Annotated in this window: 8 protein-coding genes; 4 read left to right on the top strand and 4 right to left on the bottom strand. The window is 45.7% G+C overall.

Going from position 1 to position 7,947, the window contains the following annotated elements; translation table 11 throughout:
* Positions 1 to 999 (top strand): hypothetical protein (locus tag QZ942_RS00120; RefSeq protein WP_292992438.1); only part of this gene is annotated, 999 nt, incomplete at its 5' end.
* Between the two features lie 94 nt (positions 1,000 to 1,093).
* On the opposite strand, the gene QZ942_RS00115 is transcribed toward QZ942_RS00120, so the two are convergent.
* Positions 1,094 to 1,534: a pyrimidine dimer DNA glycosylase/endonuclease V gene (locus QZ942_RS00115; protein ID WP_292992436.1), complete on the bottom strand. Its 441-nt coding sequence runs from the start codon at positions 1,532 to 1,534 to the stop codon at positions 1,094 to 1,096.
* Between the two features lie 240 nt (positions 1,535 to 1,774).
* Here QZ942_RS00115 and QZ942_RS00110 point away from each other — a divergent pair, with 240 nt between their 5' ends.
* On the top strand, positions 1,775 to 2,386 hold the full coding sequence (locus tag QZ942_RS00110; RefSeq protein ID WP_292992434.1) for a PEP-CTERM sorting domain-containing protein: 612 nt from the start codon (positions 1,775 to 1,777) through the stop codon (positions 2,384 to 2,386).
* Between the two features lie 286 nt (positions 2,387 to 2,672).
* Positions 2,673 to 2,807 (top strand): hypothetical protein, encoded by a 135-nt coding sequence (locus tag QZ942_RS00105; RefSeq protein ID WP_292992432.1) that lies wholly within the window; start codon positions 2,673 to 2,675, stop codon positions 2,805 to 2,807.
* Between the two features lie 30 nt (positions 2,808 to 2,837).
* Here the strand turns inward: QZ942_RS00105 and lspA are convergent, their stop codons facing one another.
* The 3 genes from lspA to QZ942_RS00090 are packed head-to-tail and all read right to left on the bottom strand — an operon-like array spanning position 2,838 to position 7,155.
* A complete protein-coding gene (gene lspA, locus QZ942_RS00100) occupies positions 2,838 to 3,329 on the bottom strand; it encodes a signal peptidase II (RefSeq protein ID WP_292992430.1) in 492 nt (163 codons plus the stop codon).
* Positions 3,330 to 3,362: 33 nt separating this feature from the next.
* Positions 3,363 to 6,167, bottom strand: a complete 2,805-nt coding sequence (gene ileS, locus QZ942_RS00095) for an isoleucine--tRNA ligase (protein ID WP_292992429.1) — start codon at positions 6,165 to 6,167, stop codon at positions 3,363 to 3,365.
* A gap of 40 nt (positions 6,168 to 6,207) precedes the next feature.
* On the bottom strand, positions 6,208 to 7,155 hold the full coding sequence (locus tag QZ942_RS00090; protein WP_292992427.1) for a bifunctional riboflavin kinase/FAD synthetase: 948 nt from the start codon (positions 7,153 to 7,155) through the stop codon (positions 6,208 to 6,210).
* Between the two features lie 199 nt (positions 7,156 to 7,354).
* Here QZ942_RS00090 and slmA point away from each other — a divergent pair.
* On the top strand, positions 7,355 to 7,947 hold a 593-nt coding region (gene slmA, locus QZ942_RS00085), incomplete at its 3' end, for a nucleoid occlusion factor SlmA (RefSeq protein ID WP_366835829.1).

Below are 7,947 nucleotides of genomic sequence, written 5' to 3'. Positions count from 1 at the left end.
GGCTTCGATGGGGGGGGAGACTTCGGAGGCGATTACGGCGGCGCTGACTTCGGAGGGGACTACGGGGGAAGCGACTATGGCGGTGGTTACGACGCCAGTGGCTATTCTGATTATGGTGATTCTGATCAAAGTAACTTTGATCAGAATGGTTACGATCAAAGTGATGCTTTTTATCAGGATGATGGATTTAATCAACCGGAGGATTTTGGGGTGGTCGATGACCCAGGTCAGGGAAGTAATTTTGATCAAAATGGTGCATTTGACCAATCCAATGATACTTATCCGAGTGATAGCGTAGATCAGAGTGCCGGATCACAGCAGAATGATGGATTCGCGCAGGAACCACTTCGAAACGAGCTTGCAACTGTACCTACAGATTCTACTGGAACTGTTGGATCTTCTGACTCTGCTGGAGTCGATCAATCGAGCCAGGACAATGGCGTCACTCAGGGTGATTCTTCGACTCAGACGGTGAATATTGAAAATAATAATACTGACCAGAATCAAAACTCTGGACATGATCATCACGGTGGAGGGCACCATCACCATGGTGGATTTGATTCGGGATTCGGGTTAGGCCTGGGTGTCGGGTTGGGATTTGGATTCGGTCCATGGGGTCCTTTTAGTCCATTCGGTCCTTTTGGAGGTTTTGGCTATTATGGTTTTGGTGTGCCGTTTAGTAGTTTTGGCTTTTACAGTAATCGGGTGGGTGTCGGGCTCTATAATAATCACGTTGGTTTTGGACCCCATCGTTATTTTGATCCTTACTATCCGCTAGGTGGTTACCCTGCTGTAGTTGCAGCGTCTCCGGTGTTTTCGGCACCGATGGTTGCAACTCAACCCAGAACGCCAACTTATGTTCAGCAAAATCAAGTTTCCCGGCCTGCTCCCGTACAGAATAGAAATTACTGGCATTATTGTCGTAATCCAGAAGGATACTATCCTTATGTCAAAGAGTGCGCAGGAGAGTGGATCAAGGTGCCTCCACAACCCTCTTGATTGTTTAAACGAGTGCGTCAGAATGAGGAGGTAGCCTCTGTTCTTATCCACCTGGTTTCGTTTGATTAAATTTCATCAAGGAAAGACGGCAGAATTATTTGATATGGCTAATTACTTCCCAGTCTTCAATATTCCCCGCAGTTTTGTTAAAAATTGGATGGACTCTTATCTTGCTGACTTCTTTGAAGCGAGCATAACGCTGAGGATTTCTATCTTTCAGCTTTCCCAATAAGTGACTGAATTCGTATTCCAGTTGCCCGTTGGTGATTGTAATCTTTTCTGTACAATGCTGATCAGTGATTTTATTTCTGTCAAAGTGATAACCCCGGCTTCCTGCCTCATCTGCAACAAACCCCAAATATGCAGCGATAGCGCCAACAGGATTTGCTGTATTCTTGAATCTTGTTAATTGAGGGTGATTTTTATATCCCTTGGTATGGCCTTGCAGAACCTTCTGGGCTAATAGACCTTCGCGCCACAAGGCTACTAAACCTTTAGCATCTAAATAATAGGGATGTATTGACCAAAGTCGCATAATAATCGATTGAGTTGGGTTTCTTGTCTTGCGGATTCATTTTAAACATATTGTCTGCTTGATTTTAGCGATATTCATTATTCTGACAATACACCGAGTAGAGCTTCCTCAGGTATGAAAGCGAGATATCCTCAGAATAAGTGGTCAATTTTTTTCAGATAAGCTAAATCGTTCCGATATCAAGATTTATTGGTAAGAAACCGAATATATTTACCTTTTATACTTGAATAGGAGATAGCGATGAATAGTTTTACTAAATATGTGGTCAGCGCTTTATTTGCAACCCCGATGATAGCTTCGGCAGCTATGGATCTCGTGACGAATGGCAGCTTCGAAGTTGATTTGCAAGCGAGCGGTACCTGGAATATCTATAATTCGTTGACCGGGTGGACGGGTAGCCCAAACATCGAACTGCGCAATAATATTGCTGGAACTGCTTATGAGGGAGGAAATTTTATCGAATTGGATACCTATTCGAACAGCTCTTTGTCGCAACTTTTGATCGGCACGCCCGGTCTGTATCAACTGAGCTTTTGGTATTCAGCCCGCCCGGGTACGGGCGCCACTAATGATTTGACATTCACGGTTGATGGATCTGCTCCTGTGACTGTGTTAAATGGTGTTAGTAATGCAGGAAGTGATCACAATTGGTTAAATTATTCGACTATCGTTAACTTTGATGGAAATGGCTTGCTTACTTTTAACGCCAGTGGAATAAGCGATAGCTATGGTGGCTCGCTCGACATGGTTTCATTTACCAGTCCTATACCCGAGTCAGAAACCTACGTCATGTTGGTAATCGGACTTGGATTGTTGGGCTTCGCCGCACGCCGCAAGAAACAAAACACTTAACCCGATTAGATTTGTTCCCGAAACCCCGTCATAAAGAGATGGGGTTTTTTATTGCCGGTGCTGAAGTATGTGATGCCTGGATAACGATGACTCATAAGCTTTGGACAAGGGTAATGAAGAATGATAAGGTGATTGCTAGCTTGTTCGATGATCATTGTGACTGTAGACGATTCGAAAAATCAGCCGTAAAAAGATTTTAATAAATTGACTGAAATCATTAAAATATCATTTTGTACAGGAATTCAGAGTGAAGAGAAAACAGATAGTAAACGTGATTGCTCTCCTGATGATACTACCACTGTTATCAGGTTGTTGGACTCTTGTTGTTGCCGGTGCAGGTGCTTATGGCGGGTATAAAATGAAAGAAAACGGCTATACCCTACAAAACCCGATTACCAAGGAAAAGAAATCGAGCAAGTAAGATTCTTGGCATTAGGGTTGTAGCCAATGACTACTTAGCCTTTGCTTTAGAATTTTCAGAACCTTCCTTATGCCGGAAACTTTCATATATCATCAGCGCGGCACCGATAAAGATGGCGGAATCGGCAATGTTGAATGCTGGCCAGTGATAGGTGCCGATGTAGAAATCCAGAAAATCGACCACATAGCCCAGCGTGACGCGGTCATATAAATTCCCTAAAGCGCCGCCTAAAATCAGGCTCAATGACATACAGAATAATTGCTCATGTTTGTATTTATTGAGTAGGAAGATGATTAATAGCGCGGCACTGCCCGCTATTCCGCTCAGGAACCAACGCTGCCAACCGGATTCCTCACTCAGAAAGCTAAAAGCCGCACCGGGATTGTAGGTCAGTACCAGGTTAAAAAAGCCAGTTAATGCGATCTTCTGGCCAAATTCCAAGGTAGACTCTACCCAATACTTGCTGGCAAGGTCCAGAACCAAAACGATCAAAGCAATGCTCAGGCTGATGTAAAGTTTCATGGTGAACAATTTCCGATAAATAAGTGTTAGATTCTACGCATAGTGTCGTTCTTCACCGCTGCCATAAAGATTGGTGACACAACGCTCGCATAAGGTGGAATGCTCCGCATGATGCCCGACATCCTGACGATAATGCCAGCAGCGTTCACATTTTGCATGCGTGCTGGATACCACAACAATACTTTCCTGATGCGGGCCACTAACCTGAATCAGATGGACTTCAGAAACAATTAGCACGAAGCGCAAATCATTGTCCAGTGCCCTGAGTAGGGCGAAATCCTCACTATTGGCGCGTATCTCAACCGTTGCTGCCAATGAGGAACCGATTTCTCCTTGTGCACGGGAATCTTCCAGTTTTTTTAGAACTTGTGCACGCAAACCACGTATTTTTGTCCAACGTTGTTGCAACGACTGGGTATCCGGTTGCGCTGGAAAGGTATGCCAGTGATGCAACAGCACGCTGCCTTCTTTGTCACCGGTCAGATGTTTCCATACTTCTTCCGAGGTAAAACTTAGAATGGGTGCAAACAGGCGAACCAGGCTATGTGCGATATGGTATAGCGCGGTTTGTGCCGAGCGGCGTGGTGTGCCTTTGGCTGCTGCAGTGTACAAGCGATCCTTGAGGATATCCAGATAGAAGCCGCCCAAGTCTTCAGAACAGAAATTGTGCAGTTTATGTACCACTTGATGAAATTCATAACGTTGATAGCTTTGTGTCAAATCTTCTTGGAAAGAATCGGTAAATGCTAGCATGTAGCGGTCAATTTCCAAGCAATCAGTGGCGGCAACCAGATCGGTCTGTGAATTAAAATCCATCAGATTGGCGAGTAAAAAACGCAGTGTATTACGGATGCGCCGATAGCTTTCGACTACTCGTTTCAGAATTTCTTCGGAGATGGACAGTTCGCCGGAATAATCGGTTGAAGCTACCCACAAACGCAAAATATCGGCACCGGAAGTATCCATCACTTTCTGTGGTGCGATGACGTTCCCTTTGGATTTGCTCATTTTGTGGCCGCTGCCATCCACCACGAATCCGTGTGTGAGCAGCGCATCATAAGGGGCGCGGCCATTAATGGCACAGCCGGTTAGCAGCGAAGACTGGAACCAGCCGCGATGCTGATCGGAACCTTCCAGATACAGATCCACCGGGTATTTGAGTTGGACATTCGGCTTAACGACGGTGTCGTGCGTGGTACCGGAATCAAACCATACATCCAGCGTATCGGTCAGCTTTTGGTAATCCCTGGCTTCTTCCCCAAGCAATTCAGCGGCATCCAGTGCAAACCAAGCTTCGATGCCCTGTTGTTCGACTTTTTGTGCCACTTGCTCGAGTAGCTCAAGCGATCGTGGATGCGGCAAATGGGTTTCTTTATGCACGAAAAGGGCCATCGGAACGCCCCAGTTACGCTGGCGTGATACGCACCAGTCCGGGCGGTTCTTAATCATTGCTTCCAGGCGAGCCTTGCCCCATGCCGGGTAAAATGCAGTGGACTCGACAGCCGACATGGCCAGTTCACGCAGGGTTTGTTTCTGAGCAGTTGCATCGATTGTACCTTGTAGATTCATGCCAATAAACCATTGTGGCGTGGCACGAAAAATGATGGGTGTTTTGTGGCGCCAGCAGTGCGGATAGCTGTGGTCGATTTTTTTCAGACAAAACAGATGCCCGCTGGTTTTGAGTGTTTCGGTGACGACATCATTAGCTTTCCACACCGAAAGACCGCCAACTAAAGGAGTGTTGGCAATAAATTTGCCATTGCCGTCAACCGGGCTTTCGCTGGGCAAGCCATAATTCTGGCCGACAAAATAGTCATCCAGACCGTGCGCTGGTGCAGTATGCACAAGACCTGTCCCAGCTTCCAGTGTGACATGTTTGCCGCAAATGATTTTTACCGTGCGCGGCTCAAACGGGTGTTGCAAAGGCATATGTTCAAGCGCCTGACCTTTGCAACTAGCCAGTGTTTCGCCGCTTAAGTCATAGCGTTCTAGGCATGCTTGTTTCAGTTCGCTGGCAAGTATCAGGAATCCACGCACTGTCTGTACCAGTGCATAGTCGAAATCTGGGTGAACACTGACTGCCTGGTTAGCGGGTAAAGTCCACGGTGTTGTGGTCCAGATAATCGCATAAGTTGAAGCGTCAGCAGGAATGCTGATGCCAAAAGCCTCACTGAGGAATTGCTGCGGGGATGATGATTTGACTGCAAAACCTACATCAATCGCGGGTGAGGTTTTATCTTCGTATTCCACTTCGGCTTCAGCCAGTGCGGAGCCACAATCAATGCACCAATTGACTGGTTTCTGACCCTGATACAGATAACCACTCTGATAAATCTTTCCCAGTGCGCGAATAATATCGGCTTCTGTTTTGAAGTTCATCGTGAGATAGGGATTATCCCAATCACCCAGTACGCCCAGGCGGATGAAATCAGCTTTCTGGCGCTCTACTTGTTCCTTGGCAAAAGCACGGCAAAGCTCGCGCACTTTATCAGCCGGTAAATGTTTGCCATGTTTTTTCTCGATTTGATGCTCTATGGGTAGCCCATGACAATCCCAACCCGGAATATATGGTGCATCGAAACCGGACAGTGTTTTGCTTTTGATGATGATATCTTTGAGAATTTTGTTGACCGCATGACCGATGTGAATGTCGCCATTGGCATAAGGGGGGCCATCGTGCAGAATGAACTTGGGGCGTCCTTTGCTGGCGGAGCGGATTTTCTGATACAGATTCTTTTCTTGCCAGGCCTTTAGCATGTCCGGTTCACGACTGGCCAGATTGCCGCGCATCGGGAAGGGTGTGTCGAGTAAATTGAGGGTTTTTTTATAATCGGTCATGAAATGAAAATTAGTGGGTTAAAGGATGCTACTGGCTACTTTAATGGTTCTGAATCGTCAGGAAAAAGTCTTTTGCTTGCACGACATCTTTTTTAATTTGAACGATGAGCTTGTCGATATCCGCATATTTTTCTTCGTCGCGCAACTTGTGCAGAAAATCGACTTGTAAGTGTTGCCCGTAAATGTCCTGGTTAAAGTCAAACAAATGTACTTCCAGTACAGGTTTTCCATTTTTATGGACTGTCGGTCTCACGCCCAGACTGGCAACGCCGGGAAGTATTGTTGCTGGCGATGACTGGATAGCGCCGCGTACGGCAACAACAAAAATACCCGAGAGTGGCGGGCGATTATATTTCAACTGAATATTTGCTGTCGGAAATCCGATTTGTTTGCCTAGTTTATCACCATCAATTACACGTCCGCTGATGCTGTATGGTCTGCCCAGGAATTTCTCTGCCATATTAAGACCGCCAGCGGCAAGTGCCTGCCGGATAGCCGTGCTTGAAATACGCTGATTGTCTATGGTGACACTGGGCATGACTTCTACGGAGAATCCATTTGCTGCTGAATGGGCTTGCAACATGGCAAAATCACCCGCACGTCGTGCACCGAAACGAAAATCATCTCCCACAAGCAACCAGCGGACAGACAGCTCTTGATTCAGAATGCGCGTAATAAATTGTTCTGGGCTGATTCTGGCAAAATCATAATTGAAGCGGCAAATATGGATACAATCGACTTCTGCCTGGATTAAGTATTTCAGTTTTTCCCGCAAACTGGTCAGGCGAGCAGGCGCTTGATCCGGAGCAAAAAATTCACGTGGATGCGGCTCGAAAGTCATCACGCAGGCAGGTAGTCCAAGCTGCTTAGCAGCATCCTTCAGACGAGTAAGCATTGCATGATGGCCTAAATGAACGCCATCAAAATTGCCTATGGTCAGTGCAATCGGCGTTTTTGCGCGTATCAACGACCTTCGCCAGGTATGCATGAGCAAGGAAACCCTAAAATTAGTAATTCTAGCTTGTTTCAGGCGAACAGGTCTAGTTTGTATCCGGTTATTATGACTATTGAGTATTTGCCAAATAGACCAACTGTGAGTAATCTAAAGGAAAGCCGAATAGTTTTTGTGCTGGTCTGTTAATTTGTTATATTTCATATATTGCTTTTGTTTCTTCGCGGTTACCCAATTGAAGCCTTCCTATCAGTCAGTAAAATCCAGTGAAAGAAAAGATCAGATCCTGCAAGCTTTGGCCAGGATGCTGGAGTATCCGCAGAGGAAAAGGATTACCACCGCAGCGTTAGCTGCTCAGATGGGAATCTCAGAATCATCGCTGTATCGCTGTTTTTCCAATAAGTCACAGATGTTTGAAGCTTTGATTGAATTTATTGAGCGAACATTGTTTTTGCTGATTAACAAAATTCTGCAAGATGAAAATTGTGGCATAAAGCAGATCGAAAAATTATTGTTGCTGTTATTAGGTTTTTCGCAAAAAAATCCGGGCATGACGCGTATCCTGATCGGTGATGTGCTGGTAAATGAGAATGAGCATTTGCAGTTACGCATTAATCAATTGCATGATCGGTTGGAAGCCACTTTAAAACAGGCACTAAGGTTTGCTGTCAGCGAGCATCAAATAACCACTAACCTTGATGTTGCAGCGCAGGCCAATTTATTCATGTGTTTTGTTGTTGGCCGCTGGTATCAGTTTGTGAAAAGTGAGTTCAGGCGTGATCCACTCGCAAATTGGGAAGTACAGCGACTCAATTTACTTCCTTCAGA

This window comes from Nitrosomonas sp. (assembly GCF_021731985.1).
Classification (GTDB): domain Bacteria; phylum Pseudomonadota; class Gammaproteobacteria; order Burkholderiales; family Nitrosomonadaceae; genus Nitrosomonas.
The sequence above is the reverse complement of the archived record's forward strand: the minus strand, read 5'-3'. Positions and strand labels throughout refer to the sequence as shown.